The sequence below is a fragment of the Phyllobacterium sp. OV277 genome, assembly GCF_900104355.1.
Classification (GTDB): domain Bacteria; phylum Pseudomonadota; class Alphaproteobacteria; order Rhizobiales; family Rhizobiaceae; genus Phyllobacterium.
The window spans coordinates 137,368-163,193 of sequence record NZ_FNIY01000008.1 but is presented as its reverse complement, the minus strand read 5'-3'; the positions used below and the strand labels follow the sequence as shown (position 1 = coordinate 163,193).

At 54.0% G+C, this 25,826-nt stretch carries 26 protein-coding genes and 1 pseudogene; 15 read left to right on the top strand and 12 right to left on the bottom strand.

Going from position 1 to position 25,826, the window contains the following annotated elements; genetic code table 11:
- The first annotated feature begins 40 nt into the window (after positions 1 to 40).
- A complete protein-coding gene (locus BLU05_RS21110; protein WP_175540700.1) occupies positions 41 to 592 on the top strand; it encodes an iron transporter in 552 nt (183 codons plus the stop codon).
- Between the two features lie 69 nt (positions 593 to 661).
- On the opposite strand, the gene BLU05_RS21105 is transcribed toward BLU05_RS21110, so the two are convergent.
- Positions 662 to 1,132 (bottom strand): YciE/YciF ferroxidase family protein, encoded by a 471-nt coding sequence (locus BLU05_RS21105; RefSeq protein WP_091884435.1) that lies wholly within the window; start codon positions 1,130 to 1,132, stop codon positions 662 to 664.
- 121 nt (positions 1,133 to 1,253) lie between these two features.
- Between BLU05_RS21105 and BLU05_RS26310 the strand changes: the two genes are divergently transcribed.
- From BLU05_RS26310 to BLU05_RS21095, 3 genes are all read left to right on the top strand, one after another.
- The gene (locus BLU05_RS26310; RefSeq protein WP_175540699.1) at positions 1,254 to 1,391 is read left to right on the top strand and encodes a hypothetical protein; all 138 of its coding nucleotides are present in this window, start codon (positions 1,254 to 1,256) and stop codon (positions 1,389 to 1,391) included.
- A 130-nt stretch (positions 1,392 to 1,521) separates the two neighbouring features.
- Entirely contained in the window at positions 1,522 to 2,574 is a 1,053-nt protein-coding gene (locus BLU05_RS21100; protein ID WP_244518468.1) for a PAS domain S-box protein, read from the top strand.
- Between the two features lie 260 nt (positions 2,575 to 2,834).
- The gene (locus tag BLU05_RS21095; RefSeq protein ID WP_091884433.1) at positions 2,835 to 3,455 is read left to right on the top strand and encodes a C39 family peptidase; all 621 of its coding nucleotides are present in this window, start codon (positions 2,835 to 2,837) and stop codon (positions 3,453 to 3,455) included.
- A gap of 172 nt (positions 3,456 to 3,627) precedes the next feature.
- Here BLU05_RS21095 and BLU05_RS21090 read toward each other — a convergent pair whose 3' ends face one another.
- From BLU05_RS21090 to BLU05_RS21065, 6 genes and pseudogenes are all read right to left on the bottom strand, one after another.
- Positions 3,628 to 4,956, bottom strand: coding sequence for a type II toxin-antitoxin system HipA family toxin (locus tag BLU05_RS21090; protein ID WP_091884430.1), 1,329 nt, complete (start codon positions 4,954 to 4,956; stop codon positions 3,628 to 3,630).
- Positions 4,956 to 5,210, bottom strand: a complete 255-nt coding sequence (locus BLU05_RS21085; RefSeq protein ID WP_091884428.1) for a helix-turn-helix domain-containing protein — start codon at positions 5,208 to 5,210, stop codon at positions 4,956 to 4,958. Before BLU05_RS21085 ends, BLU05_RS21090 begins: the two co-directional genes overlap by 1 nt.
- A gap of 229 nt (positions 5,211 to 5,439) precedes the next feature.
- A pseudogene (locus BLU05_RS21080) lies at positions 5,440 to 5,637 on the bottom strand (DAK2 domain-containing protein); the annotation flags it as partial.
- Positions 5,638 to 5,680: 43 nt separating this feature from the next.
- The gene (locus tag BLU05_RS21075) at positions 5,681 to 6,646 is read right to left on the bottom strand and encodes an alpha/beta fold hydrolase (protein WP_091884425.1); all 966 of its coding nucleotides are present in this window, start codon (positions 6,644 to 6,646) and stop codon (positions 5,681 to 5,683) included.
- Positions 6,647 to 6,791: 145 nt separating this feature from the next.
- On the bottom strand, positions 6,792 to 7,709 hold the full coding sequence (locus tag BLU05_RS21070) for an MBL fold metallo-hydrolase (RefSeq protein ID WP_091884424.1): 918 nt from the start codon (positions 7,707 to 7,709) through the stop codon (positions 6,792 to 6,794).
- A 137-nt stretch (positions 7,710 to 7,846) separates the two neighbouring features.
- A complete protein-coding gene (locus tag BLU05_RS21065) occupies positions 7,847 to 8,596 on the bottom strand; it encodes an SDR family NAD(P)-dependent oxidoreductase (RefSeq protein WP_091884421.1) in 750 nt (249 codons plus the stop codon).
- Between the two features lie 96 nt (positions 8,597 to 8,692).
- On the opposite strand from BLU05_RS21065, the gene BLU05_RS21060 reads away from it, so the two are divergent.
- A complete protein-coding gene (locus BLU05_RS21060; protein ID WP_091884419.1) occupies positions 8,693 to 9,586 on the top strand; it encodes a LysR family transcriptional regulator in 894 nt (297 codons plus the stop codon).
- Between the two features lie 63 nt (positions 9,587 to 9,649).
- On the opposite strand, the gene BLU05_RS21055 is transcribed toward BLU05_RS21060, so the two are convergent.
- From BLU05_RS21055 to BLU05_RS21035, 5 genes are all read right to left on the bottom strand, one after another.
- Positions 9,650 to 10,420, bottom strand: coding sequence for an alpha/beta fold hydrolase (locus BLU05_RS21055; RefSeq protein ID WP_091884416.1), 771 nt, complete (start codon positions 10,418 to 10,420; stop codon positions 9,650 to 9,652).
- 19 nt (positions 10,421 to 10,439) lie between these two features.
- Complete coding sequence (locus tag BLU05_RS21050; RefSeq protein WP_091884414.1) at positions 10,440 to 11,189, bottom strand: SDR family oxidoreductase; 750 nt, start codon at positions 11,187 to 11,189, stop codon at positions 10,440 to 10,442.
- Positions 11,190 to 11,261: 72 nt separating this feature from the next.
- Complete coding sequence (locus BLU05_RS21045; protein WP_091884411.1) at positions 11,262 to 12,083, bottom strand: alpha/beta fold hydrolase; 822 nt, start codon at positions 12,081 to 12,083, stop codon at positions 11,262 to 11,264.
- A gap of 85 nt (positions 12,084 to 12,168) precedes the next feature.
- The gene (locus BLU05_RS21040) at positions 12,169 to 12,915 is read right to left on the bottom strand and encodes an SDR family oxidoreductase (protein WP_091884410.1); all 747 of its coding nucleotides are present in this window, start codon (positions 12,913 to 12,915) and stop codon (positions 12,169 to 12,171) included.
- 260 nt (positions 12,916 to 13,175) lie between these two features.
- Positions 13,176 to 13,589, bottom strand: coding sequence for a cupin domain-containing protein (locus BLU05_RS21035; protein ID WP_091884407.1), 414 nt, complete (start codon positions 13,587 to 13,589; stop codon positions 13,176 to 13,178).
- Between the two features lie 661 nt (positions 13,590 to 14,250).
- Here BLU05_RS21035 and BLU05_RS21030 point away from each other — a divergent pair.
- From BLU05_RS21030 to BLU05_RS20985, 10 genes are all read left to right on the top strand, one after another.
- Positions 14,251 to 17,664 carry a PAS domain-containing protein gene (locus BLU05_RS21030; RefSeq protein ID WP_091884405.1) on the top strand — a complete coding sequence of 1,138 codons (3,414 nt, stop codon included), beginning with the start codon at positions 14,251 to 14,253 and terminating at the stop codon, positions 17,662 to 17,664.
- Positions 17,661 to 18,302, top strand: a complete 642-nt coding sequence (locus BLU05_RS21025) for a response regulator transcription factor (RefSeq protein WP_091884402.1) — start codon at positions 17,661 to 17,663, stop codon at positions 18,300 to 18,302. Before BLU05_RS21030 ends, BLU05_RS21025 begins: the two co-directional genes overlap by 4 nt.
- Before the next feature lie 2 nt (positions 18,303 to 18,304).
- Complete coding sequence (locus BLU05_RS21020) at positions 18,305 to 18,682, top strand: response regulator (RefSeq protein ID WP_091884401.1); 378 nt, start codon at positions 18,305 to 18,307, stop codon at positions 18,680 to 18,682.
- A gap of 1 nt (position 18,683) precedes the next feature.
- Positions 18,684 to 19,388 (top strand): response regulator transcription factor, encoded by a 705-nt coding sequence (locus BLU05_RS21015; RefSeq protein ID WP_091884398.1) that lies wholly within the window; start codon positions 18,684 to 18,686, stop codon positions 19,386 to 19,388.
- A gap of 347 nt (positions 19,389 to 19,735) precedes the next feature.
- Positions 19,736 to 20,398 carry a hypothetical protein gene (locus BLU05_RS21010; protein WP_091884396.1) on the top strand — a complete coding sequence of 221 codons (663 nt, stop codon included), beginning with the start codon at positions 19,736 to 19,738 and terminating at the stop codon, positions 20,396 to 20,398.
- A gap of 239 nt (positions 20,399 to 20,637) precedes the next feature.
- The gene (locus BLU05_RS21005) at positions 20,638 to 21,606 is read left to right on the top strand and encodes an aliphatic sulfonate ABC transporter substrate-binding protein (RefSeq protein ID WP_091884393.1); all 969 of its coding nucleotides are present in this window, start codon (positions 20,638 to 20,640) and stop codon (positions 21,604 to 21,606) included.
- Positions 21,607 to 21,622: 16 nt separating this feature from the next.
- Positions 21,623 to 22,459: an ABC transporter permease gene (locus BLU05_RS21000; RefSeq protein WP_091884392.1), complete on the top strand. Its 837-nt coding sequence runs from the start codon at positions 21,623 to 21,625 to the stop codon at positions 22,457 to 22,459.
- 4 nt (positions 22,460 to 22,463) lie between these two features.
- Positions 22,464 to 23,213: an ABC transporter ATP-binding protein gene (locus BLU05_RS20995; RefSeq protein WP_091884390.1), complete on the top strand. Its 750-nt coding sequence runs from the start codon at positions 22,464 to 22,466 to the stop codon at positions 23,211 to 23,213.
- A gap of 19 nt (positions 23,214 to 23,232) precedes the next feature.
- The gene (ssuD, locus tag BLU05_RS20990; protein ID WP_091884388.1) at positions 23,233 to 24,408 is read left to right on the top strand and encodes an FMNH2-dependent alkanesulfonate monooxygenase; all 1,176 of its coding nucleotides are present in this window, start codon (positions 23,233 to 23,235) and stop codon (positions 24,406 to 24,408) included.
- Complete coding sequence (locus BLU05_RS20985) at positions 24,405 to 25,817, top strand: FAD/NAD(P)-binding protein (protein ID WP_175540698.1); 1,413 nt, start codon at positions 24,405 to 24,407, stop codon at positions 25,815 to 25,817. The genes ssuD and BLU05_RS20985 overlap by 4 nt, the downstream gene beginning before the upstream one ends.
- The last annotated feature ends 9 nt before the right edge of the window (positions 25,818 to 25,826 follow it).

The window sequence follows — 25,826 nt, the reverse complement described above, 5'->3', positions numbered from 1 at the left end:
TTGCCGTTCCGTTTCTGAAAAGAAAATGGGAGTGCAGCACATGAAACATTCCACACCATCCGAACGTCCGAGCGACGAAGCAGACGTCAAACAAATCCAGATGGCCAAGAAGGAGGGTGAAGCCTATCACCGTTCTCTTCAATATATGGCAAAGGAAGTTGCAGATAGCGGAGGTCAGAAACAGGCTGGAGATTATATCGTTGCCTATGCGCAGGAGCGGGCTGAAGGCATGTACATGCTTGATAAACAGGGCAAACTACATTGGACCGAACCCACAGATGAGAACTGTCATATCGAGATCTCCGTCAGCGATGCGGGCGACAGGCGATTTATACCGTATCTGGGAATTTCAGTGACGCTTTCCCCAGAAGGCGGAAAAAAGATTGGCCCTTATGAAATACCTTTTGTCTGGCATCCGGGGCTGTATCATTACGGTCGAAATATCAAAGTGCCGGGGGATGGGCGTTATACTTTAAGCGTATCGATCAAACCCCCAACTTTTATGCGCCACGACAAGATTAATGGGAAACGTTACGCTGAAAAAGTGGACGTTGAGTTCGATAACATCGAAATCAAAACAGGGCGGGAATGAACCTCTCCAAAGGCATTAAAACGAAAACAGCGGCCGGAGCGGCCGCTGTTGAGATCCTCATTCCTGAAACTATTTGTTGACCGCAGTCACTGCCAAATTCGTCAACTTGTTATTTGCTGCTTTCTCCTGATCCAGTATCTCACTCAGGAGCACATGCGCCTTCTCATTTCCGAGAACCTTGGCCCATTCACGCAATGATCCGTAACGGGCGATCTCATAATGCTCGACGGCCTGGCAGGCTGCGAGGACACCAGCATCCAGCGCGACGCCTTGCGCCTCAGCCATCAGACCGTCGGTCTCTTTCAAAAGACCATCCGTGGCGTCGCACTTTTCGCCCTCGGGTTTTACATTGATTGTTTTGAAGACTTTCCTGAGGGTTTCAATCTGCCCTTTTGTCTCTTCCAGATGATGGTCGACCGCCTTTTTTAGCTCCGTATTCTTGACGGTTTTGGATACTTTTGGCAGCGCTTTTACGATGGCATTCTCGGCGTAATAGACATCCTTGAGCGTGTGTTCGAACAGTTCAGCAAGTGTTTTCACGGCGATCTCCCTTTTGATTGGTACTGTCGTCACAACGTTTGCTGCTTGGATTTCGTTCCTTGCCGAAATGTGCTGGAACCAATGAATCTCTCCAAGGTTTTAGTCTAATGGGAGGTATTTCATGCGTACACAGATGTGGTATCTCGCGTTTGCCGTTGCCATCTTGATGTTGGCTGTGATTTTCTGGTTCACTCCAGTTGAGCGCCCTCTACCTGCGCGCTCCGCGCCACATGCCATCGATCCACCGGGCGGCAAATGAGCGCCGCGAGGCTATCATTATTCAATCCCAATTTGATAGGAAGAGTGCTGCTGTTTAACCTTGCCAGTTTCGTTTGAAATGGTAACGATAGAATAATCAGCACCCAGCCAGACAAGTTTACAGACTTGGCGTGGACAATCGGATTTCTGTCGAAGGTAACACCAACTTGCACATTCTAGATGAGGCGAACACCCCTTTGGTCGCGTCCCGCTTGGCGGCAATCGTGGATAGCTCCTTTGACGCAATCATAAGCAAAGATCTGAACGGTATTATCACGACATGGAATCGTGCAGCCGAGCGTTTCTTTGGTTATGCGGCAGAGGAAATTATTGGAAAAAACATTCGTACCCTGATTCCGGAAAGCCATCAGAATGAGGAAGATGTGATTATCGCGCGCGTTCGTGCTGGCGAGATTGTAGAAAGTTTCGAGACCTTAAGAGTGAGAAAAGATGGCTCGCTCATTCCCGTATCCATCACGGTTTCGCCAATCAAAGACGAACATGGCCGGATTGTCGGCGCTTCAAAAATTGCTCGCGATGTAACGGCAGCAAGAGACAACGAGCGCCGTATACGGCTGCTCCTTCGCGAGGTGAACCACCGGGTTAAGAACCAATATGCCGTCATCCTGTCCATTATTCGCGAAACAGCAAAAAGAGCCGAAAATGTCGATGATTTTCAGCTGCAAATCAATGATCGCATCGCATCTCTTGCCAGCTCGCACGATCTGCTCGTAGCCGCTGAATGGAAGGGAGGAGACATTGCAGCGCTCATTCACGAACAGCTGAAGCCATTCGGACATGAAGGAATGATCGCTATATCCGGCGTCCCGATTCAACTTGCACCCCATGCGGTTTTACATATCGGAATGGCTATTCACGAACTTGGCACAAACTCCGCCAAATATGGGGTACTCGGTCAATCAAAGGGAAAAATTTCGGTCTCGTGGAACGTGGAAAAACATGAAGACACTGAGTATTTAAAGTTGAGATGGTCAGAAACAAATCTTGGTGTCGAAAAAGACTTAGACCAAGGAAATAATGGTTTCGGTCACGTCGTCCTGCAACGGGCGACACCGCTAGCACTTGGTGGAACAGCCAAACTTACAGGTGATAAGGACGAACGTGTGTGGGAGCTGTTGGCTCCTATCCAAGAATGCGTGCTCGAGCCGATGGAAGATGATTAGACAGATTTTCTGTTATTAAATCAATGCGCTCGCATCCGGTTTGAACACATCGATGGTCGTAATTCTAAAGCAAGCAATATGCGGACCTCAGTAACTGATTATTCTCCTCGGCGATGAGTACGATTATTGCCCCGCTCAGAACACGTATTTTCTCAAATCGTAAAACGGATGTATGGCATTCCGAAAACGACAATTGAACGAACCGCGTTTCAGCGGCGATCCTAATGCCTGCTGCATCAACAGTGCTGGATGGAAAAGACATGGATTACCGAAACCTTGACGTGCCCTATTTCAGCCAGTGGGAAACACCGGAAATGACGTTGGCTGTCGTGTCGGAAGGGACGTCGGCATTGCTTCGTGATCCACTCTGGCAAAATTCTGGCGCAAAAACAGTGGAGGAGTATGCGCGGTGGGCAGTCAACATTTGCGGCATGGCTTGCCTGAAAATGATCCTTGCCTCCCGTAACGAGACGCACCCGATCCTCTCGCTCGCGCGTGGCTGTACCGATTATGGCGGCTACGTCGTCAATGAGATCGATGCCTCGATCAAAGGTCTGATCTACGCACCATTCGTCGATTTCGTTCGCGAGCGGTTCAATCTTTCGGCAGTTATCAGGACAGATATACCGGCAGCCGGGATTCCCGCGATCCTCGCCGAACATCGGTTCTTCATCGCCTCGGTCAACAGCACTATTCGTTGGCCGGAGCGCGAGCCCTTATCAAAGGGCGGTCATCTCGTGCTGGTGACAGCTGCCTCGCAGGAGAGCATTCGCTTTCACAATCCCTCCGGCCATGACCGCGCCAGTCAGGCCGATGTCATGCTACCGCTCGCCACGTTCGATCGCTTCTATGCCAACCGAGGCATTGCGGTCGGCTTCTGATCTCTGTCGATTCGTACGCCGAACCCACGGAGCATCGGAGATTCGAACCGCAAGTGACAGGTCGGAACGCATTCAAGTATGTCAGTTTTCCCGGCATTGCTCTCCAAAAGTTGCCCGTCCGCTCCCGGCCCCGAAGCAGCGAGAAGAACGGCCATGCAGATAATTTCTTGCTTCAGGCATGAGACGCTGGCGAAAGTGAATCGGCGACGACCCGGACGCGTTGGCTGATAGCAGCCATGGTCGACGTCACGAGCTGATCAGGAAAACCGTTGGGCAGCGCTGCGATAGCGGCCTCTGCCTGCTGTTCGGCGTTCGCTGCGATGTCTTCAAAGATCGCCTTCATCACCGGTGTGCCGACACCGGAAAGGTCTGCCGACTGCATGAAGTGACGGGGTACGATGTCGTGGATGGCATAGTGGCGGTTTCTGCCAACCGACATTGCAAGTTTGAATTTCTTGCGGGATATCTGGCCATCATCAAGGCTCGGCTGTGCGGTCAGCACATCGTAGAGGGGTGTCATTCGGAAGCGTCCGCCGGGGCCAAGGAAAATACTGAAGTTTTTAGCGTGACCGTCGGTCGCACCGAGCAGCCAAAACAGGACGCAAGCGCGCATGAATGTCGCGATATCGGCCTCGGGTGTGTCACTGCCCTTCAGCAGATTGGTGATTTCCCGCATTCCAGGACCGCCGTCGGACTGATATTTTCTGGTAGGCGGGATCGACAGCGCCTGGCAAGTGTCCTCTTGCGGCAGACGAAGCAATCTTCCGTCCTTCGTCCAAAGACGGTCGAAACGTTCTACGATTAGTGTACGGCGCTCCCCGAAATCCGTGATCTCGACATTGGCGGTGGGGACACCCATTGCTTGCAGCAGCTTCAGACAGAGATATTCATTCTCGACGCTGTTGGAGAGATCGATGCCATTGGGAAGCTGACCGATCTGCGGTTTGAGAATATGGGTGGTGGCGGTGGTGCCTATGGGTTTAAACCACTGGCCGTCCTTGCGCAGCAGGGCGGTTTTTTCCTGTGCCCCGGCGATTGAGATTCGAAAATCTTCGTCTTGGCCCATACCGAGCGGCGCGGCGGCGAGATTCTTGATGATGTTCGCGACCTCGTCGTCGCTGACCGGCTTGCCGCCGGTATCGCCGACAGTGCCGGGATCAGTGCCGTCGGGCAGGAATTGCAGAGCGCCCACGCAGTCCTGGCCCAGAGCGGTTAGCAGGCTGAAGGCGTCAGTTCCTTCCGCTCCGACGCGCTCGGCGACGCGGTTGCGAATTGCGTCATTGTCAGGCAGCAGGTTGTCGAACACATTGATAACCGGGGTGCCGATATAGCGGTCCTCGCGCAAAGGCAGTGATAGTGACACCGGGAATGTGCCGCGCCAATCCAGCCAGCCGTGTCCGTACTGGAAGTCGATTGCACCGGTAGCCTCGCGGCGCAGCACGCCAACATGACGGCTGTTCAGGAAAACGTTGAGGGGTAGGTGCGCCCGTCTTCTTACCATCAGAACAAGTCCTCGATGTCGGCGGCGCTGCCCTGACTGCGTAGGCGAATGACCAGTTCCAGATTGAGAGCTGAAAGAGCTTCCATCAGAGTGCGCAACTGGACGGCCGGCTCCCCGGCTTCAAGGCGCGAGACCGTACCCTGCCGCATATGAATTTGTTCGCCAAGCGCGCCTTGGCTCAAGTGCGCCTGTTTGCGGGCGCGGCGCAGGATGGCGCCGAGTTGTTTTTCTGTGCGGGCGATCTGTTCGTTCATGGTGGCCTCCAATCACCAATATACGCGGCAACGTATAAACTGTCAATATACGCGAGTACGTTTAGAGTAACAATATACGCGAGGGCGTCTAAAAGCAAGTTATACGTGAACACGTATAATAACGCAGATGCACTCAGACAAACGCACGCTAATTCTCGCCTGCCGCCAGATGCTTGAACCTGGACTCTGATGCTGATGGAGGGACGCATTACGGCTGTCCTCGACAGCGTTACTCGTCGGATATCTCCAGAAATATATCTCTCATTATGCGCAGAATGATTACTCCTGACGCAGCACCGGGATCGATATGGCCGAGTGATCGTTCACCCAATCTTGAGGCGCGGCCTTTCGCAGCGATCATTGAGCGGGTCGATTTCGCGCCGGTCTCTGCTGCAGAAACGACATCTTTCCACATCTCAATACCGGAAGCATCGAAGAACTTGCAGTTGTGTAACTGGATCTCACGAGGATCAATCGGCGGAAGGTAGGAAATTCAAGAGCGCTTCCATAACCGCCGCTGGCTGCTCTTCTGGAACCCAGTGCCCTGAGCCTTCAACGACTATTGATCTCACATTGTCAGCAACGTGCTGAAGGTGACGTCCGTACATCGAGCCTAGCCCGCCGACGCCGCTTATTCCCAGCACAGGCATGGTCAACTTGCGCTGTGAGAAGGCTTTGTTTGCTTCGACATCCCGGGGAAAAGCGCGATAATATTCGAACCCGGCGCGCAACGCTCCCGGTTGGGCATATGAACGGCCATATATTTCATCAGCCTCGTTGTCGAATGCGTGCGAGTTAACCCCTTCGGCGTTGTGGAACCATTTAAGATATTCCAACTCTCGACCGGCAATCAGCATCTCTGGCAAGTCGGGCACCGCGTGAAACCGAAAATGCCAAGTGCGTGGGCTCTCGACCAATTCGTTCCATGGTTCAATACCCGGCAGCGGAACGTCAATTATAGTTAAGGTCGTAACTTCAGTGGGATGCTGAGCCGCATAAGCATATACAACCATACCACCCATATCGTGGCCGACAAGATTGACAGTTGAACCGAGCTTGAGCAGCTTGACGAGCTGATAAATGTCTCCTGCTATTGTTGCCTTCTCATAGCCGGTTGCGGGCTTGGCGGTGTCACCAAGGCCGCGCAGGTCCGGCGCGAGCACCGTGTAGCCCCGAGCAACGAGTTGCGGCATGACGAAACGCCACATGAATGAAGTTGTGCCCCACCCGTGCAAGAGTACAACAGTCTGCGGCCCTCCCTTTGCAAGCAGGTAATGATAAGTCACGCCATTAACATCTGCCTTACCGTCGGAAATGCCCGCTAATGCTTCGCCAGGTGTTGCGAGGAATGATTTCGCTTGCTGGGCACTGTCAGCAATAACAGGTCCGGAGAGCAGAGCAGCGGAAATAAAAACGAATGCTGCGGTTAAGCGCATCACGACACTCCATGGAGATTAGATTCGGACAACATAAAGATGAGCCGAAGCAGGTTGATGTCTATGAAATCAACGTTCGAAGGGGGACTTCCACGATCAAGAAAGGAGGTTAGGACCGCGTTACCGCGACCCTAACCCCAAGGGATCAGTAGTCCCAGAAGACCGGTACCCAGCGAAAGGCTTCGCCAGCGATCGCCACCCGGCCGATTGAGGGGAACGGCAGGTGAGTGGCAACCAGCAACTCGCCGCTCGCTGCTAGCTCCCGCAAAAGACCGATCCGGACGCGGGCCGCCTCCTCGGGGTCGTGTTCGAAGCCGTTATGCCAATCCGGCTGGTCGAAACCAACTGGGAACACCGCGTCGCCAGCAAAGGTCAACCCTTCGCCGCCGGACGCCACGCGGATCACGCAGTGTCCGGGCGTATGCCCACCCGTGCGACGGGCGATCACCCCCGGCGCCACTTCGTACTCTTCATCGAACAGCCGTAACAGGCTGCGGTACTCGTTCAAGAACTGCTTGGAAGTCGCGCGAATCGCCTCCGGGAATCCTTGCGGCATGTTGGTGTGAGTGAAATCAGGCGCTTCCCAGAACTTGACCTCTGCGGCGGCCACGTGGATTCTCAGGTCGGGACGCAGCCGTTCCTTCACCCCTTCGACGAGAAGCCCGCCGATGTGGTCCATGTGCAAATGGGTAAGCACTATGTCGGTCACGGAGGCAAGATCAATTTCGGCGGCCTCCAGCCGCTTGATCAGTTGTCCGGCCCGTGGCAGGTGCAAGTCCGGATCCAGACCCAGACCGGCGTCTAGGAGGATGGTCTGCTTGCCGCTACGCACCACCACTGCATTTAGTGGCCAGTCGAAAGCATCCGGCGGCAGGAACATGTCCTTCATCCAGTTTGCCCGGACTGCTGGGTCGGCATTGTGTCCCATCATCACCGTTGGGAGCGGTAGCACCCCATCGCTGACCACCAGTACTTCAATCTCGCCAATCTTTAGCGCATAGCGCGACGGAACCAATTCGTCGTGCCCAGGGCTACTGAGGTGTGAAGTGTTTTCCAAGTTCATGTTTGTCTCCTGCTGACTGACTGCCGCCTAAACACGGTATCGACAACGCTAAGTTGAGGAGTGTTTGCAGTCTATTGGGGTCGAGTGATAGGTCGAGCCATACTACGGTATAGGTCAACTCATTCAGGTTGCAGGGCTCAGGTCAGAGCCATACCTCCATCGACGATGAGCTCGACCCCATTCACAAAGCTGCCGGATGCAGATGCCAGAAAAAGCGCGGCCTGGGCAACCTCTTCTGCCCTGCCCAGCCGGCCAGCAGGAATCATGCCGGCCATCATTTCAAGAAAGCGTGGCTGCTCAGTCTCGGCTACACCAAGTTTCGACAAAATAGGCGTCTCAATCGGTCCTGGGCTCAGAACATTGACGCGAATTCCCTGCGCCTTAAACTCAAGTGCCCAGTTGCGCGCAAACGCGGCTATAGCGGCTTTCGAACCCGCGTAGACCGCATGGTTATCAAGCACTTTTGTTGCCGCCATCGAACTGGTCAGGATGATATTGCTCCCCGCCCCAAGCAATGGCGCTATCGCCTGAACACCGAAAAAGACCCCGCGTGTATTGATAGCGAAATGCCGATCATATTCTTCCACCGAAACAGCGTCTGTCGCGGTCAGATGAATGTAACCGGCATTTGCCATGTACACGTCCAAGCGGCCGAATTTGCGTTGGACTTCATCTGCAACCGCATTGTGATGGGCAATGTCAGCGACATCACCGCAAATACCCATAGCGTTTGAGCCTATTTCTTTCACTACGGAATCCAGTGCATCCTGACGGCGGCCAGTGATGACAACCTGTGCTCCCTCCTTTGCAAAAAGCTGGGCAGCGGCCTTGCCGATACCGCTGTTGCCACCTGTGATCACGACAACTTTGTCCGAGAGATTTCGCATTTTCAGTTCTCCTTGTTGATTGAAGCTGAAATAATCTCAAGATGCTTTCGCTATTAGCCGATGATGACGAACATGACATTTTCCCTGGAGGTATGAATGGCCACGCTGATTAACGAAGCGACCGGATTGCTATCGTTTGTTCGTACAGTTGAGGCGGGTTCCTTCACGGCAGCAGCGCGCGATCTCAAGACGACACCATCTGTGGTGTCAAAGGCTGTTGCTCGGCTTGAAAAACACGTTGGTGCCAGATTGTTCTTAAGGTCGACACGAGCATTGCAACTTACGCCAGACGGACAGGCTTTTTTTGAACGCGTTGCGCCTCTTCTAAAGGAAATCAACGCCTCCGCTGAAGTCCTGCAGGCTGCCACAGAACCAACGGGACGGTTGCGGTTGAGCCTGCCAAGCGAGGTTGCTCATTTCCTGATGTCGTCGATCGTGACGGGATTTGCCAAACGCTATCCTCGGCTTCACCTGGATGTTGGTATTACCGACCGCTACGTCGATCTTGTGAGGGAGGACTACGATGTCGTCTTTCGGGTCGGCCACATGGCTGAGGGTGATCTCATGATACGGCGTCTGGCGGATATCGACATGGTGCTCGTGGCATCGCCCTCATTTATAGCTGAATGGGGAACACCGCTGACAATCCTGGATCTCGGCAAACTGCCATTTGCGCGATATGCAATCGCGGGCAGGCCTCATTCCATACTCTTCTCAAACGGAGAAAGCATCGTCACGCATGGGCGTATCGATTGTGACTCGGGTTACGCGCTGCGTGTTAGCGCTCTTGAAGGAATGGGCGTGGCGCATCTCATGCGGTTTGTCGTTGCTGATGATCTGCGCAAAGGGAGCTTGATCCAGCTTCTTGCTAACGAGCCTTTGCCATCGCAGCCTTTTAGCGCAATCCATGCTTTCCGCAGCACGGTGCCCACTCGGGTTCGATTATTATGTGACTTCATTTCTGATGAAGCCAAAAGGTTGTCTGAATAATCAAATGAAAAATTTGCTTCAGCCAGCCAGATACAATCCTGACCAGCCAAAGCGTATTAATGCCTACTGCGCTGCATGTTCGATGAGCTTGGTTACAGGGTCTGGATGTGAAATCATTACAACGTGAGACCCACCTTTAATGACGATGGTTTCCTTTGAATTGGCGCGTTCCGCCATCCAGGCGATCGCTTTCGCTGGAATATTCTTGTCGGCATCACCATAAATGAAGAAGCTGGGAAGCTTCTTCCAAGCGGCGCTGGTTACAGGTTCATTCAAAGCAGCGTCGGTTACAGGGCGCTGAGTTGCCGCCATAAGACGAGTTTCAGCTTCAGGAACATCCGCCGCGAACTGATCGTGAAACTTGTCCCGTTGGATATAAAGATCTGCTGTACCACCTTCCAATTTGACGGCGGCGCCAAGCGCAGATCCCAGTGTACCGCCCGGGAACTTGCCGGACAGGCTCGCTGCCGTCTCACCCAAATCGGGCGCAAAAGCCGACACATAAACCAGCGACGTTACATTGCCTGCAGTTTCTGCCGCTTGGCTGATGATGGTTCCACCATATGAATGGCCCACAAGAACAACAGGCGTCTTCAACGAGGTGATGATATTTGTCACGTAAGCGGCATCAGTTTTAACGCTACGCAGTGGATTAGCCACAGCGACGACAGGATAGCCATCTTTCTCGAGGCGGGTTATCACGCCATTCCAACTGGACGCATCAGCAAATGCACCATGCACGAGAACAATGGTCGGCTTGCTTTCCGTAGCGAACGCGGAAGAAGTAAAAGTCAATCCAAGGGCAATCAGGGTAGACAGAAGAGAGATTTTCATAGATCAGTTCTTTCCGTGATCAGTGGGAGGATTTCTGCAGCCATTGCTGCAGAGTGGTCGGCTGCAGTCTTGCGCCCTGTCCGGGAACCAGAGACAGTTCATCGATCGACACCCCGAAATATGGTGCATTTGGATCGGTCACGATCGATCGGGTGTCGCCAGTTGCGCGAAGGTAAGATTCAACAATACCAGTGAGCGTGCCGCGATCTGGGCCGGCGATTTCCACAGCACCATTTACAGGTTCGCCAAGAACGACCTCTTCCAAGGCGGCGGCCACATCCCCAGCTGCGATTGGCTGGAAAGCAGCAGCCGGCAAGCGGATCGCGTTTTCGACAAAACTAAAAGAAACAATTGAATCAAGGAACTCGAAAAATTGGGTTGCCCGAACGATGGTGTACGGAACACCGGCGGATTTAATGAGAGTTTCCTGAACAAGCTTGGCTCGAAAGTATCCGCTCTCCTGCAGGCGGTCTGTGCCGACGACCGACAGTGCTATGTGGTGATGAATGCCTTCCGCTATCTCAATAGCCGCTATATTGCGGGCCGAGTTCTGGAAGAATTCCATTGCCGCCTGGTCTTCGAAGGAGGGAGCGTTGGAGACGTCAACAACAACGTTTGCGCCCTTTAACGCCTCGTCCAACCCTTCGCCCGTTACCGCATTGACGCCGGTTCGCGGTGAGGCAGCGATGACGTCATGGCCACGATCCTTCAACCTGCCAACCAGTTTTGCACCGATGAGGCCATTGCCTCCAATGACAACGATTTTCATTTTCTTTGTTCCTTTGTTTGGCGAGCTGGACGGCCGAGTCCAGAGACCCGGCGGCCGATCAGCCATCCGGGCTTAACTTCTGATAAAGTCGAGGAGATCGGCATTGACTATGTCCGCCTGAGTCGTACACATGCCATGCGGGTAGTTTTCATAAATCTTCAGCGAGCCGTTCTTGAGCAGCTTGATGGACAGAAGCGCAGAATCGGCAATTGGCACGATCTGGTCGTCGTCCCCATGCATCACAAGCGTTGGCACATCAATGCGCTTCAGGTCTTCCGTAAAATCTGTTTCCGAGAAGGCTTTGATACAGTCATACTGTGCCTGGGCACCGCCCATCATACTTTGCCGCCACCAGTTCACGCGCACGGCCTCGGATACCGCCGCTCCTTCGCGGTTGAAACCGTAGAATGGAATAGGAAAGTTCCAGTAGAATTCCGAGCGGTTGGCTGCCAATTGGGAGCGCAAGCTATCCAGAACTTCGATTGGCAGACCAGCGGGGTTCGCAGCGGTTTTTACCATGATCGGAGGCACGGCGCCTATCAAAACTAATTTTGCTACACGGTCCCTGCCATACTGTGCGACATAGCGAGCAGCTTCACCACCACCGGTCGAATGACCGATGTGAATTGCATTGCGCACGTCAAGCGCCGCAGCGAGCTCCGCAAAATCCGCAGCATAGGTATCCATATCGTGTCCGGTTGCGGTTTGGCTGGATCGCCCGTGGCCACGCCGATCATGTGCAATCACGCGATAACCTTTGCCCAAAAAATAGAGCATTTGCGCATCCCAATCGTCACTTGAGAGTGGCCACCCGTGATGGAAGACGATCGGTTGCCCCGATCCCCAATCCTTGTAAGAGATATCCGTGCCGTCTTTGGTTTTCAGGAGACCCATGTCGTGCGTCCTTTCACGTTGATTGTTGAAAACGGTTGAAGAAGAAGACTGCTCAATGCCAGGGCAACAAAAGCTGATGCGCCGTCTAACTGGCCATGGAGCGATACAACCAGTCGACGTAGTGCATCGACGCTAAACGCGCCCCTTTTAGCGGGAGCAACGTGTCATCGTTCAGCTTCACGCCATAGTAAGTCGCTCTATCGTCGCTAATCACTTGACGTGTATCTTCATTGATTGCGAGATTCGTAAGCGCGATTTCATCAAGCCCAAATTGTTCTGGCCCGCCGATCTCCACGGTGGAATTCTTCGGCGTTCCGATCGCCAATTCGGCCAAAATTTCGACCACATCCGCAGCTGCAATGGGCCGGACAGATGCAGAGGGCAATCTCAGAACATCTCCATCCACACTCTGGTCAATTATGCCGCTGATAAACTCAAAAAATTGCGTGGAATGCAGGAGCGTGTAGGGCCTCCTTGCGGCTCTGATGAGGTTTTCCTGTACCATTTTCGCGCGAAAATAATCGCTCTCGACGAGGCGAGGTGTTCCCACCACAGAAAGCGCGAGATAATGACCAGCATTGACAGACGCAGCCAGCAAATTCTCAGTGGATACTTTGAAAAATTCCAATGCGGAGCTATCGCCGAATGATGCGGAGTTCGTAACATCAATGACAATGTCCGCACCGGCCATCGCTGCATTGAGGCCGTCACCTGTGATGGTGTTAATTCCAAACGAACGCGAAGCTTGGATCACTTCCAAACCCTGCCGACGAAGCTTTCCAACAAGTAGGGCTCCAATAAGTCCGCTTGCTCCCACAACTGTCACTTTCATCATTTGCTCCCTTTTCGATTGAATTTGGCCTCGCCCACCTCGCGAAAATGACAGATGCGGTATTCAGGCGCTGTCAAACGCCCGGAATACGGTCTCCGTTGATTTCAACATCTCAGCTCGTGCGATGTAGGAAGATGGTTGGCCAGGTCTGGACGTGCCTTCGGAACCGTCGTCAGATTCTATTGATTCAGCAAAGAAGAGCATGCCACCAGGATCGTCACAGCGACCTTGAATTGGCCAACTGCCGCTTCGCGTCTTTATTAGCGATAAGGCAGTACGAGGTCCTGCTCCTTCGTATCGACGACAAATACCGCCAATAGTCTTGCAGGCTTGGATTGGCTTGCATTTTCGCTGAGACCATGGCGATCACCGGGATTTTCGGCAAAACTTTCCCCGGCGCTGTAGACCTTGACAGGTCCATCATTAACCTGACTTTTTATGGCGCCTTCCAGAACGGTCGCATAAATGAATGCCGAATTGGGATGCGTATGAGCTACGGATGTGCCGCCCGGTCCATACTCGACCAAGACACCTTTCATGCTCATTCCGGGAGCATTGGGGAGTTCATGATCAAATACGAGCGTCACTTTCGACTCCTTGTCAGCATCGCCGGCAAAGGTCGGTGCATTGGCGGCGATCATGACGGCCGCCGAAATCAGGATGGTCCGGAACATTTGATTTATCCTCGAATTGGTTGGTAGCTGAGAGATGTTTATTGACCCATCCCCATCTGCTTTCTCGCTGTATTTATTACGCTGGTTCAGTGTGCTGGGTTTGATGCAACCAGTCCTGAAATCCAATCTTGCCGAGTCGCGCGTCCTCGAATTTAATGAGAAGCTCTGGTGACCGTTCATAGTTGATGCGCTGAGCCATTATCATCTCTCATTGTTGTGAATCTTTCAGATCTTTCGATCGCTTCCAACAGTGACTGGAGAGAGAAAATCATACTATTGTGCAGAGGGCATAACGCACTAGTCATCAGGTTTAGTCGACCCATGCTGAAGTCTAGGCTACGAGACATTTGGCCCCGTGGTCTGCCGCTGTGGAGCTTGCCGGATTAATCTTGGCTTAGAGTAGCGAAGACTTCCGCCACAAGATCATGGCGAGGATGTAATGAATGCGTTAGCCTGCCATTACTGCAACGTCGCACTTGGTCTGGGCAACTTATCCCGAAGACTTGGTTACAACTCATCCCGTCTCATGGATTTCCATAGGGTGCGGTTGACGCAAGGCGGGACTAGGATGAGGCAGTTAGTTCGCCAGCCAGATACAAGGATATGTATTGCACCAAGCGCAGACAGTTCGCAGGATTTCCTCGTCCGGCAGGAGAAAGCAATGACGATAGCGTTGAACTCACCTGACGAAAGTGAATCCGAAGCACTACAGGCGGCGCAGATCATCGAAAGCGTGGTTGGTAACGCATGGGCAACCGACGCCGCGGGCAAATTCATTTATATGAGTCCAGCGGCGCTGCTTGTCCTCGGTGTGACGTTGGAGGAACTCAGGTCTCCTACCGAACAAAGCGTTTCTGTTTGGAAGCGGATAATCCATCCAGATGATTATGACAGCGCCATCGCCACATGGCATCGATGCCTACAGTCTGGTGAACATTACAATGTTGAGCACCGGGTGTTACGCGCGAGTGGTGCTTATGGGTGGAGTCGAAGCTCGGGGCAACCGCTGCGCGATGACCACGGCCAAGTCATAGCATGGTATGGCACAGTGATTGACGGTGATATTTCATCCACCGCTAAAGAGCGATTTGCTGATGTGACAAGTGCTGCTCTCAAAGAAAAAGCAGCTCCAGATGTTCCGCATTCACTGATCCTTATCCATCCGGATGACCGCACAACTGCAGCCCATGCAGACGCGCGTGCCTTCTGGACGGGCGTCCCTCAAATCACGAGACATCGACAACTCGATGCCGAAGGCAGTTATCGGTGGACCGAGACCCGTTCGGAGCCAGGGTATAGTGTAAGTGTCGACATCGACGATCTGGCGACAGATAGAGAGCCGCTGGTTACGACGGTGCCAGACCTTGTGGACGAAAGCGAAGAAGGGCCAATTCGGTCGGCAGGCGTCGTTGAGAGTATATTTGGCAATGGCTGGGCATTCGATGCGACCGGCAGGTGGATATATCTACATCCGTTTGCGCAGAATTCCCTTGGAGTGACACTCGACGATCTGAACGCCTCGTTGAAGGATGGGCATACGGCCTGGAAGCGTCTGCTTCATCCGGACGATTACGACCAGATCGCCGCCACATGGCGCCATTGCCTGGAGACCGGCGATCATTTCAACGTGGAGTTTCGTTTCCGGCGCGCGAGTGGCAACTATGTCTGGGCTCGAACTGCGGCGCGGCCATCGCGCGATAAACAAGGTCGTATCACGGGATGGTATGGCATAGCCCTTGATAATGATGTTCACAAAAAAACCGTAGCGGCGCTGCGTGGCCGCGAGCGGGAGCTTTCACAGCTCGTCGATATGGTCCCGGTTCAGATCAGACGTTTGACCCCGGAAGGCGAGCCGACCTACTTTAACAAGCGCTTGCTCGATTTCTTTGGTTTGAACGACGTTGCACAATTGGGTGGGGCGGGAACGAGCCGCTTGGCCGCGGCAATGCAGACCCTTGTTCACCCCGAAGACTCGGATCTTCTCACAAGGGCGATCCGCCATTCGCTGGCCAGCGGCGAGCCTTATTCCATGAAGTATCGAATGCGTCGTGCGGACGGTGCATACCGGTGGGTTGATGGACGCGGGGAGCCGCTTCGAGATCAAAGCGGAGCTATCATTCAATGGTATGCAATCTCTATCGACATAGATGATGAGATGCGCGCACAGGAAGCATTGCGCGACCGGGAACGTGAACTCTCACAACTTGTTGACATGGTTCCGAGCTTACTCTGGCGATTAAACCCGATAGGCGAACCGACCTTTTTCAACAAGCGCCTGATACGTTTTCTCGGCGTCGACGCCGCATATAAAGACAAGCCAGATGCGAGTCAGTTGGCCGCAATCCTGAAGGCCGCAATCCATCCTGAAGACGCAGCCGGCCTTTTGGAAAAACTCAACCGATCCCTTGCCACCGGCGAACGGTTCTTCAAGAGGTTTCGTCTACGCCGCGCCGATGGCGTTTACCGTTGGGTCGAAGGCAGTGCAGAACCATTGCGCGATGAGAGCGGCCGAATCCTTCAGTGGTACGGCCTTTCGCACGACATTGAAGATCAATTGCAGGCCGAAGAAGAGCTTCGGAGCAGCAAACAGCAGCTGGAACAGATGATCGACGCCGTGCCTTTCAATGTTCTGAGCTTTGCACCTTCTGGCAGGATGACCTATGCCAGCCAGCGATATCAGGATCAGGTTGGATCGCCGGCGGAGCAGATCCAGGACTTCGACGCGTTGGCCCGAGACGTGGCACATCCTGAAGACTTTCCAACAATGTTCAAAAGGGCAAAGAATGGCTTTGCAACCGGCCAGCCTTTCGTGAACCGTTTTCGCCGACGCTTGAAAGATGGCAGTTATCGCTGGATAGAAGCGCGGGCGCAACCACTGCGCGATGCGGATGGCGCGATCGTGCAATGGTACATTGCTTCAATCGACATCGAAGACGAGATGCAGGCGCAGGAAGCGTTGCGAGAAAGAGAACGTTTTCTCTGGCAACTCGTGGAAACACTGCCGGCAATGATCGATTGCGCTGCGCCAAATGGCGAGCCAGTCTATCGCAGTCAGCAGCTCCGTGAATTCCTCGGCTATGAGCTTGAAGAGCTGGACGGTGCGATAAAGTCACGGCTGGACGGTACACTCGACGCCGGTGTGCATCCGGACGATCTCGCCGGGGTCAAGGAACAGTACGCCCAATGCCTGTCGACCGGCGAGTCTTACGCACGCAGGCACCGCCTGCGGCGCTTCAATGGCGAATATCGTTGGGTCGAGACTCGTGCAGCTCCCATGCGCGACTCTGAGGGCAACATTGTGCAATGGAACGTCATTTGCCTGGATATTGATGGCGAGGTTCGCGCGCAGGGAGAACTGCGTTTGGCGCAAGAGAGTTTGGCGCGCGCGAGCCAGGCGGCGAGCCTTGCCGAGCTCTCTGCTTCGATCGCACATGAGGTGAACCAGCCACTGGCGGCCGTCGTGGCAAACTCGCATGCATGCCAGCGCTGGCTTACTGCTGAGCCCCCAAATCTCGAGCGCGCAAATAAAACGGTCGAGCGCATTATTCGCGACGCCAACTCGGCTGCCGACGTCGTGAGCCGCATCCGTGCCTTGTTCAAACAATCCGTGGAGACGAGAACCATTACAACGCTCGACAGTGTCGTTGCCGAAGCACGCGAACTCTTGACCGAAGAGGCTGTCCGGCGCCGCATCCGCGTCAATGTCGATGTCGAAAGGAATCTTCCGCCTGTTGCACTTGATCGCATTCAAATACAGCAAGTACTGATCAACCTGATGCGCAACGGCATGGACGCGATGGATTCTGCCACAGGCGACCGTGTTCTTAGAATGCGGGTGCGATACTTAGGTGACGTAGTTCGAACGGAAATTAGCGATTACGGACCGGGTATCGCGTTTCCTGATAGGATATTCGAGCCGTTCTTCACCACGAAAGGCCATGGCATGGGCATGGGGCTCTCGATCTGCCGTTCGATCATAGAATCCCACGGTGGACGGTTGTGGGCGGAAAACAATGAACCGCATGGAGCGACGTTTATCTTCACGTTGCCGATCGAAATGAAGGCGGCATCATGACGACAGAAGAACACATTGTCTTCATTGTTGATGATGACAAGCGCATTCAAGAAGCGTTATGCGAGCTGCTGGCCTCACACGGCATGCGCGCCGAGGTGTTCGGATCGGCGGGCGAGTATATCAATGCAGAAAAACCCGATATCTCAGCCTGTCTTATCCTCGATGTCCAACTACCAGACATTAATGGTCTCGAGTTGCAGACGCAGATCGGGACCCGTGACCACCCGCCGATCGTGTTCATAACAGGGCATGGCGATATACCGTCATCCGTCCAGGCCATCAAACACGGCGCTGTGGACTTTCTGACCAAACCCTTCAGCGATGCGGACCTCATGTTGGCAATCCACGCGGCAATCGCACGGGATCGGCAAAAAAGATCGGAACGCTCTGAACTCGGCGAATTGAGACAACGTTACGTCGAACTGACGCCGCGAGAGCGCGAGGTGTTGCCTCTTGTCGTGAGCGGTCTTCTCAATAAGCAAGCTGCCGCTGAACTGGGGATCAGCGAAGTTACACTGCAGATCCACAGGCGAAACGTGATGCAGAAGATGGCAGCGGCGTCGCTCGCCGATCTGGTGCGTATTGCAGAAAGATTAGAAATACCGATTACCCACTCGCGACGAGGGGGAGGAAATTGAAGATGAATATCACAAGACATGTCGTGGCAATCGTTGATGACGATCCGAGATTGCTTGAATCGGTGGGCGATCTTCTGGAATCCGCGGGCTACGCATCTTGCGGTTTTCCATCGGCAGAATCGCTGCTCGTCAACGGTCTATCGGATATGGATGTGCTTATCACAGACATCGGCATGCCTGGCATCGATGGCTTTGAACTTCGTGAACTGGTGAGGAAGTTACGTCCGGATCTGCCGGTATTCCTGATCACGGGCCGCCACGAGATAGCAGACCAAGGACGCGCTCAAGGCTTTAGCGGATGTTTCCGCAAACCCTTCGATGCTCAAGCCCTGCTCGCTGCTATTGCTGATGCTTTACGCAATCAAAAGATGGAGGGGTAACATGAGAGTCGACCAACCGTTGCTGCAGAAATCGACACCACCATTACCGCAGCGGAAAACTGAAGACGATCAGCCGCTCGTCATGATTGTGGATGACGACGCTTCCGTTCGGGAGGCTCTGTCAGAGCTGATCCTTTCGGCCGGTTTCCAGCCTGTCAGCTTTGCGTCAACCCGCGAATTGCTCGACGCCAATATCCTGCAAAGCCCAGGCTGCTTGATCCTCGATGTACGTATGCCGGGTACAAGTGGACTCCATCTGCAACGTCATCTGGCGGAAAACGGTAATCCCAAGCCGATCATCTTTCTGACCGGGCATGGCGATATCCCGATGACTGTTCAGGCGATGAAGGCAGGTGCTGTGGACTTTCTTACCAAACCGGTGCGAGACCAAACGCTGCTCGATGCCGTGCTTGCGGGAATAGCAATGGATGCTGAACGACGGGCTGAGGCATCGGTCGCCAACCGCAATATCGAACATCTCGAAACACTAACACAGCGCGAGCGTGAAGTACTGCATGAAGTGGCACGCGGACGCCTCAACAAGCAGATCGCGTTCGATCTGGGCATCAGCGAAGTGACGGTCAAGCTGCACCGCAGCAACGTCATGCGCAAGATGGAAGCTGCTTCAATCGGAGAGTTGATCCGCGCATGGGAAACTCTGCCTGCGGCAATGCGCGAAGCCGGCGGCGCCAAGACTTTGGCATGACCCGATCTCTCAATATCTGTCTGAGGGGATTTCACCAGATCAGCGGTGCCTAATGAATTTATGGCCGGACCAAGGGTAGTATCCACCGATACAGCGATGCAGGTTTTATTGATACCGGGTAGCAGCCCAGATCCTTCGCCAAAGGAAGTAATTTTTGGAAGATTTGAGACAAGAACGTGCCTTGCTGAGGAATGCACGCGGACGTGGCCAAGCGGGCATTTCAAATTTTTCATCCGTGAGGCATTGTTTGGAGGCGCCTGGGGCGCGATGCTTAGACTCGCAAACGCCTAAGCGAAAAAGCAGGAGTCTGACGATGACGAGCACACAAATTTTGCAGGGCTTCTGACATGGTAGCGCCCTCTCGCCCGAAAATTACCGGTGTGCGGCAATTCCTTGATTTGGAGCAGCAGCGCGATTGGATAGAGGGCAAAATCGACTTGCCGGATACCGGCGACCGCTTGGAGTCCCTGGAACAGCGTTTTAAATATGTCGCTCGATTTGAGAAGTTACGTAATCGCCCGCAAGCAGCGGAAGTGCTGGAGATTCTCGGGCTATATGGTCCAAGCTGCATTCCCATTCCCCGCAAGACCGAACGCCACTACTGGTCGGTTTCCTGTCTGCCGTCGACATCGGACAAGCCGCTCATCCGCGTCAATGCGAGCTGGATGGAGCTTTTCACACTCTATGCACAGGACGAAGATATCCGCGCCAGATTCATCGTGCATCTTTCGGATTTCACTACGGATCGTTCAGCCACGCCGAGCCGGGTGGATGAACCCTTTCTCGAGCAAAGCGTCGCGATGCCAGAGGACGTCAGTTATTTCTTCCCGCGTGGTGCAGACATTTTTGGCATCAACGTGCGCAGCTCAATCTCGATCCGCAAATTTCTGATGGACAGCCGCGTGTTGCGCGGCATTCGGACCTTCAACCTGACACATATGAACCGGGGGAAAAACGCCTATCAGGCGAGTCATTGCTACAGCGTGGCGGATTTTATGCAGGCAGATTGAGAAGGTATTAATGCGCGCCATGCTGACCAACGCACAGCGGCTCTGATGGGCTGTCAAATCGCACTTAGGCATGGTCGCTTCGGATCGAGATTATCAATAAGTAATTTCGGCTCGGCTTGCAGATAAAATTAGCAAATCATTTCTTCTTGGCAGCGAGTGGTCTCTCTATTGTTCTCTTTTCCCGTTGAATGCCGCCAGTGGTCGCGTTGTGCCGCCAGCTATCCAAGAGGACAATTCCCATGACCACGGTCCGATCGCTCATCTTCAGTCTAACTGGCATCATCTTTTTCGCGATTTCTACGATTGTTCACGCAGCAGAGATTTCCGAACTGCGAATAGATTGGGCCACATATAATCCGGTTGGCCTTCTGCTTAAGAAGCAGGGTATCCTTGAAAAGGAGTTCGAAAAGGACGGGATCAAGATTCGCTGGGTTCAGTCTGCCGGTTCCAATAAAGCGCTGGAATTTTTAAATGCCGGCTCCATAGATTTTGGCTCAACTGCCGGCGCTGCAGCGCTTCTTGGACGGATCAATGGTAACCCCGTGAAGTCCGTTTACGTTTATTCACGCCCTGAGTGGACGGCTCTCGTCACGCGGCCCAACACTGGCATCAACGGCGTCAGCGATTTGAAGGGCAAGCGCATCGCGGTAACGCGGGGCACGGACCCGCATATTTTTCTCGAACGTGCCTTAGCCGACGCAGGTCTCACCGAAAAGGATGTTACTCTCGTGCTCCTTCAGCATGCTGACGGCAGGCTGGCATTACAGCGTGGTGACGTGGACGCTTGGGCTGGGCTCGATCCGCTCATGGCCGCAGCAGAAGTGGAAGATGGTGCAAAGCTTTTCTACCGCAAGCCCGAAAATAATACATGGGGCGTTCTTAACACAAGCGAGAGCTTTGCTGCCGAGCATCCCGCGATCGTCAATCGCGTGATCGCCGCCTATGAAAAGGCTCGCGCCGAAGCAATTGCCCATCCGGACGAATTGAAGGCTGTACTGATCGAAGCAACCAAACTGCCGGAAAGCGTCATAACCAAACAGATTGAACGAACTGACATCAGTCATTCACGCATCGGAAGTGAACAAAGCGATACAATCGCTTCGGCAGGCCTCGCCTTGCAGAAAGCTGGTGTCATCGCTTCTGACGTCGACGTCAAGGCGACCACTGACAAACTGATTGATGCCAGTTTCGCGACCGCCAGCCAATAACGGACAAGACTGGTCGATGAGTGCAACGGAAATCAGTTTGCCCGAGATCGTGCACGAGAAGGCCAGCGCCGCTCCCATTGTCAAATCACGCCTCAAATCCGTCTGGCTTGGCATGCTTGTTCCGCTTGTGCTGGCGCTCTTTTGGGAGGCAAGCGTGCAAACGGGCCTCATAGTCGGACGGCTGATGCCGCCTCCTTCGCGCATCATGATGACCTTGTGGAATCTATGGCAAAGTGGGGATCTCACCACGCATATCATCGCGACGACGTTGCGAGTGTTCTCAGGTTTTGTAGTTGGCACTATCGTGGGGACATTGTTTGGAGCGTTGACCGGTTATTCCCTGCTCATGCGCCGCCTTTTTGATCCCTCATTGCAAGCTCTGCGCGCCATTCCTTCCATCGCCTGGGTGCCTCTGTTCATTCTATGGCTTGGAATTTTCGAAGAATCGAAGATTGCCCTCATTGCAGTGGGTGTCTTCTTTCCGGTTTACCTGGGGGTTAGCGGGGCGGTGTTATCGGTTGATAGGAAGATTGTTGAAGTTGGCCGCATCTTTCGGTTGAGCGGCTTTGAACTGATCCGACGTATTCTATTGCCCGCCGTGCTGCCAAGCTATGTTATCGCGCTGCGCTCTGGCCTGGGACTTGGCTGGATGTTCGTCGTCGCCGCCGAATTCATGGGCGCTTCAGAAGGTTTGGGCTATCTGCTTGTAGATGGCCAACAGCTCGGTAAACCAGATCAGATTCTCGCCGCAATCATCATCTTCGCCATCGTCGGCAAATTGTCCGACAGTCTGATCGCATCGATTGCCGTGCCCTTCCTGCGCTGGGAAGACCGATTTGGACCGGGAGCCTAAGCGCATGCTTCAAGTCAATGCCATCAGTAAAATTTATCTCAATGGCACTCAAGCACTCGATAACATAACGCTCAAAGTCGAGGACGGAGAAATCTTCGGCATTGTCGGCGGTTCCGGTTGTGGCAAGAGCACATTGCTGCGATTGATCTCAGGGCTCGATACGGCAACAGGTGGGATAGTCAGCGTCGATGGCGTGACGATCATCAAGCCACATCCCTATATCGGTCTTGTCTTTCAAGAACCACGACTGCTTCCATGGCTGAATGTCGCCGACAATGTCGGCTTTGGGTTGAATGAACCGAACACGGAATTGAAAAAACAGCGTATTGATGAAGCGCTTGAAAAGGTGGGGCTTTCTCGCTTTGCTACATACTGGCCCAAGGAACTGTCAGGAGGTCAGGCCCAACGCACAGCACTGGCCCGGGCACTTGTTACACGTCCACACGTTCTTCTGCTGGACGAGCCCTTTTCGGCGCTCGACGCCTTCACCCGTGCGGAGTTGCAGGAACATTTATTGGAGCTTTGGAATGAGAGCCGGCCGACTCTCGTGCTGGTCACGCACGATATTGAGGAAGCGCTATTTCTCGCTGATCGCATCGCAGTGATGCGACCATATCCGGGGCGTATTGCAGAAACGTTCCGTATCAACTTGCCGCGCCGGCGTGACCGCCTCTCGCCTGAATTCGAGAAAGTGAAGCGTGACATCCTTCGCTCGCTCAATACCACGCTCATTTCGCACAAAATTGCTTCCTGAAGTCTTATAAGGATTGACGATGACCACCATCATTTCAGACAAAATCAAGGTTCTGTGGTTTCTACCCACGCATGGCGACAGCCAATATCTTGGTACATCGGAAGGCGGAAGGGCAGTTGACCTTCCTTACCTTCAGCAAGTGGCACAAGCGGCCGATACGCTCGGTTACTACGGCGTCCTTCTGCCTACCGGTCGCAGTTGCGAGGATAGCTGGGTCGTTGCTTCGGCACTCGCTCCATTGACAAAACAGTTGCGCTTTCTTGTGGCCGTGCGCCCAGGCCTGCAATCGCCCACTCTGGCCGCTCGCATGACGGCCACGCTGGACCGTATTTCAGAAGGCCGGCTGCTGATCAACGTCGTGACCGGAGGCGACCCGGTAGAGAACAAAGGCGATGGCATTTTTCTTTCTCACGACGAACGCTACGAAGTCACCCGCGAATTTCTCGATATCTACAAGGCCGTTTTACGCGGTGAAACGGTGGAATTCACCGGGAAGCATTTCAAGATCGAGGATGGTCGGTTGCTGTTCCCCCCACATCAGACGCCACATCCGCCGCTCTATTTCGGCGGTTCATCGGAAGCGGCCAATGCCGTTGCCGCCGAACAGATCGACAAATATCTCACCTGGGGCGAACCGCCGTCTGCTGTTGCGGAAAAGATAAACAGCGTCAATACACTGGCGCAAAAAGCCGGACGCAAGGTCAGCTTCGGCATTCGTCTGCATGTGATTGTACGTGAAACCAATGATGAAGCCTGGGCCGCCGCTGAAAAGCTGATCAGCAAGCTTGATGATGATACCATTGCTGCCGCGCAAAAGGTCTTCGCTCGCATGGACTCCGTTGGTCAATCGCGTATGAGCAAGTTGCATGGCGGGCGCCGCGATCAACTGGAAGTCAGTCCCAATCTCTGGGCTGGCGTCGGGCTCGTGCGGGGTGGTGCTGGAACAGCGCTCGTTGGTGATGCGGCAACGGTGGCCGAGCGTATGGACGAGTACCGGCGCATCGGCATCGATACCTTTATCTTATCGGGTTATCCGCATCTGGAAGAAGCTTATCGCTTCGGCGAGCTGGTACTCCCGAACCTGCCGCTTGATCATGCGATCCGGACAAGTGCTACCTCGGTCAATATGGGCCCGTTTGGCGAAACCGTTGCGGGAGATCATCGTCCCGCAACTCTGCGGGCAAGCCAATCGTGACACAGCCACCTGTTGTGGCGATCATTGGCGGCGGCTTCTCCGGAGCGGCCATCGCCTATCATCTGGCAAAACAGATCTCCCAGAACGAGATCGAGATTGTTGTTGTAGAACCACGGGAAAGGCTGGGCGGAGGCCTCGCCTACTCCACCACTGATCCCGCACACCGGATTAACGTACCCGCGGCTAAAATGACGATGGTATCTGCGGAGCCGGACCATTTTTGCCGATGGTTGGTACATGACAGCGCGAGTCGTGAAGACAGCCTTGCCCGAACAGCCAGGGGCGATGACTTTCCGCAACGCTCCGTATTCGGACGCTATGTTCATGACCACATTGAGCCCTTCCTTAAAACCGGGCAGGTCCAGCATGTCAGGGCCAAGGCATTGGCGATTGCACCTGCCGACGGGCGCTACGCCATTGTCCTTGACGACGGGAATATTCGCAGCGCCGATATCATTGTCATTGCAACGACACATCCGCTGCCGACTGTACCAGCCACTTTGCTGCACCTGAAAGGGGAACAACGTTTTGTGCCGGACCCCTATTCCGAAAATGCGCTTGCAACAATTGAGGCGCACCATTCGGTCCTCATCGTTGGCACCGGTCTCACAGCTGCCGATATTATTGCTTCACTCGACAAACGCGGCCACCACGGTTTGATCACGGCCCTGTCGCGCCACGGTTATCGTTCCCGTGGACATGCTGTTGTTCCCGTCACTCCCTATGGCACGTTCGGGAACGATGTCACCGCCAGCGCCCTGTTGCGCAGTATCAGGCAAACATTGAAACGGGCTGAGAATGAGGGATTAACCTGGCATTGGGTTCTTGATGCCCTTCGCGACCAAGCTCCGTCTATCTGGAATGTTCTGCCTGCACATGAACGGCGGCGGCTGGTCCGGCATTTGCGATCCCTATGGGATGTGCATCGGTTCCGGATTGCTCCGCAAGTGGAAGCAGTCCTCGACCAGCGTTTGCGCGACGGCACGCTTGTTATCCTTCCCGCCTCACTGCATTCAGCTTCAACGATCGCTGAAGGTTTTAACGTGAGCTATCGGCAACGGCACAACACCGCCGTTGAAACTGAACGCTTTGATGCAATTGTCATTACCACCGGACCCGCCCATGCAACGCTGGCAAGCGAGAGCCCATTGATTGGCGCGCTGTTTGAGCAGGGCCTACTCAGCACCGATCCTGTCGGGCTGGGTCTGCACACTGCGCGGACCGGCCAAGCCATCAGTATCGAAGGTAGGCCTACCGAAACTTTGTACATCGGCGGACCGCTGGCACGTGGTACCTTTGGCGAGTTGATGGGTGTACCGGAAGTAACCCGCTACGCTGAGTTCATCGCCGAAGTGATCAAAGGTCAGATCATTCGGACACGTTCGGCAGTGCATAGGCAGGTCTCGTAAATTTTGACG

What these genes read in the sequence shown, in the direction of transcription:
- BLU05_RS21110 (WP_175540700.1), top strand. Translation starts at nt 41, where the DNA reads ATGAAACATTCCACACCATCCGAACGTCCGAGCGACGAAGCAGACGTC.
- BLU05_RS26310 (WP_175540699.1), top strand. Translation starts at nt 1,254, where the DNA reads ATGCGTACACAGATGTGGTATCTCGCGTTTGCCGTTGCCATCTTGATG.
- BLU05_RS21095 (WP_091884433.1), top strand. Translation starts at nt 2,835, where the DNA reads ATGGATTACCGAAACCTTGACGTGCCCTATTTCAGCCAGTGGGAAACA.
- BLU05_RS21090 (WP_091884430.1), bottom strand. Translation starts at nt 4,956, where the DNA reads ATGGTAAGAAGACGGGCGCACCTACCCCTCAACGTTTTCCTGAACAGC.
- BLU05_RS21085 (WP_091884428.1), bottom strand. Translation starts at nt 5,210, where the DNA reads ATGAACGAACAGATCGCCCGCACAGAAAAACAACTCGGCGCCATCCTG.
- BLU05_RS21075 (WP_091884425.1), bottom strand. Translation starts at nt 6,646, where the DNA reads ATGCGCTTAACCGCAGCATTCGTTTTTATTTCCGCTGCTCTGCTCTCC.
- BLU05_RS21070 (WP_091884424.1), bottom strand. Translation starts at nt 7,709, where the DNA reads ATGAACTTGGAAAACACTTCACACCTCAGTAGCCCTGGGCACGACGAA.
- BLU05_RS21065 (WP_091884421.1), bottom strand. Translation starts at nt 8,596, where the DNA reads ATGCGAAATCTCTCGGACAAAGTTGTCGTGATCACAGGTGGCAACAGC.
- BLU05_RS21060 (WP_091884419.1), top strand. Translation starts at nt 8,693, where the DNA reads ATGGCCACGCTGATTAACGAAGCGACCGGATTGCTATCGTTTGTTCGT.
- BLU05_RS21055 (WP_091884416.1), bottom strand. Translation starts at nt 10,420, where the DNA reads ATGAAAATCTCTCTTCTGTCTACCCTGATTGCCCTTGGATTGACTTTT.
- BLU05_RS21050 (WP_091884414.1), bottom strand. Translation starts at nt 11,189, where the DNA reads ATGAAAATCGTTGTCATTGGAGGCAATGGCCTCATCGGTGCAAAACTG.
- BLU05_RS21045 (WP_091884411.1), bottom strand. Translation starts at nt 12,083, where the DNA reads ATGGGTCTCCTGAAAACCAAAGACGGCACGGATATCTCTTACAAGGAT.
- BLU05_RS21040 (WP_091884410.1), bottom strand. Translation starts at nt 12,915, where the DNA reads ATGAAAGTGACAGTTGTGGGAGCAAGCGGACTTATTGGAGCCCTACTT.
- BLU05_RS21035 (WP_091884407.1), bottom strand. Translation starts at nt 13,589, where the DNA reads ATGTTCCGGACCATCCTGATTTCGGCGGCCGTCATGATCGCCGCCAAT.
- BLU05_RS21030 (WP_091884405.1), top strand. Translation starts at nt 14,251, where the DNA reads ATGACGATAGCGTTGAACTCACCTGACGAAAGTGAATCCGAAGCACTA.
- BLU05_RS21025 (WP_091884402.1), top strand. Translation starts at nt 17,661, where the DNA reads ATGACGACAGAAGAACACATTGTCTTCATTGTTGATGATGACAAGCGC.
- BLU05_RS21020 (WP_091884401.1), top strand. Translation starts at nt 18,305, where the DNA reads ATGAATATCACAAGACATGTCGTGGCAATCGTTGATGACGATCCGAGA.
- BLU05_RS21015 (WP_091884398.1), top strand. Translation starts at nt 18,684, where the DNA reads ATGAGAGTCGACCAACCGTTGCTGCAGAAATCGACACCACCATTACCG.
- BLU05_RS21010 (WP_091884396.1), top strand. Translation starts at nt 19,736, where the DNA reads ATGGTAGCGCCCTCTCGCCCGAAAATTACCGGTGTGCGGCAATTCCTT.
- BLU05_RS21005 (WP_091884393.1), top strand. Translation starts at nt 20,638, where the DNA reads ATGACCACGGTCCGATCGCTCATCTTCAGTCTAACTGGCATCATCTTT.
- BLU05_RS21000 (WP_091884392.1), top strand. Translation starts at nt 21,623, where the DNA reads ATGAGTGCAACGGAAATCAGTTTGCCCGAGATCGTGCACGAGAAGGCC.
- BLU05_RS20995 (WP_091884390.1), top strand. Translation starts at nt 22,464, where the DNA reads ATGCTTCAAGTCAATGCCATCAGTAAAATTTATCTCAATGGCACTCAA.
- ssuD (WP_091884388.1), top strand. Translation starts at nt 23,233, where the DNA reads ATGACCACCATCATTTCAGACAAAATCAAGGTTCTGTGGTTTCTACCC.